Raw genomic sequence first — 1,199 nt, forward strand, 5'->3', positions numbered from 1 at the left:
TAATTTTGATCATATGGTCTACCGCATTTATTATCGTCAAATGGCACAAAAAAAGAACCAGGTTGCATAACCTGATTCTTACCTATCAACAGGATTTGACAAAGAGCCTTTTTATATTGCTATGTTATTTTATGATTTCCGATTGATAATGGATGAACGATAAAGCTGGTACGCAGTCCATAAACAAACAATTACGATTAACCATGTTAGCACCCGCATTGGCAAACTCTTAACAAATGTAGCAGCAATATAAACACCCAGAATTCCACCAATTAGGAATCCAAAAACGCCACGATAAGAAACCCGACCTTCGCGAATGAAGTTAAAACTAGCCACTGGCATTAATAATGCACAAGAAAGCATCATAATTGGGAATGCTGCAATTGGTTTCATTCCAAGCAGGTAAACAAGCACCATACAAGGAGCATAAAGGCCAACACCAGCAGTCATTAATACACCAAGAATAAAATTACCAACAATGCCGATTACTAAAGGCCAGCCATGCAAACCATACGCACTATTATTAGTGGCAATTAATCCGATCCAGCCCATTTTGTTAGCTAACATTAACAAAGAAGTAATCGTTAATGCAAATGCCATGACCTTTTGAATAAGAGCTGTTTCCCAGTGGACAACAATTCTACTACCAGAGTAAGCTCCTACCACAGCAGCAATCACCATGGGAATTAGTGTTCCTAATTCAACTGGCACTGCTGTAAGGAAAAAGAATGATTCAGTCATGGTAGGAATTGCTTGGATGGCATTCAAGGTTCCAGGTAGATAACGTTCGTCAGGCATAAATTTAGTTACTCTGTATAAAGGAGTGGTAGTACCAAAATTACCAATCCCAAGTGTGTCACCAAAGTCGCTGAGTAAGCCGATAAAGAACCCAATAATATTAAATTTAAAGACACGACTAGTAGGGTCTTTACGGGCATGGAAAATAATTTCAAAGGCTAGCCAGACAATAGCGGCAAAAACAATTGCTAAAATTATTTTTAAAATCATAATATATTCCTCAAGATTAAATTAATTCTATTTAGTATAGTATGCTTATGAAATTTAAGCAATAAGAGTAGATGTTAATAAAATCCTAAATTTCAAGAATAAGTTAGCCACTGGACTCAAATAAATAATACTGACCAATTGATTATTGGTTGATGGAGCTGTGATATCTCTTGGTAGAAGGCCTTACGATA

At 36.4% G+C, this 1,199-nt stretch carries 1 protein-coding gene; it reads right to left on the reverse strand.

Annotated features, from left to right (window positions below; translation table 11 throughout):
* Positions 1-129: 129 nt before the first annotated feature.
* Entirely contained in the window at positions 130-1,008 is an 879-nt protein-coding gene (locus H5975_RS08200; RefSeq protein WP_204785619.1) for a sulfite exporter TauE/SafE family protein, read from the reverse strand.
* Between the last annotated feature and the right edge of the window lie 191 nt (positions 1,009-1,199).

It is taken from the genome of Limosilactobacillus coleohominis, assembly GCF_016901675.1.
GTDB lineage: Bacteria > Bacillota > Bacilli > Lactobacillales > Lactobacillaceae > Limosilactobacillus > Limosilactobacillus intestinavium.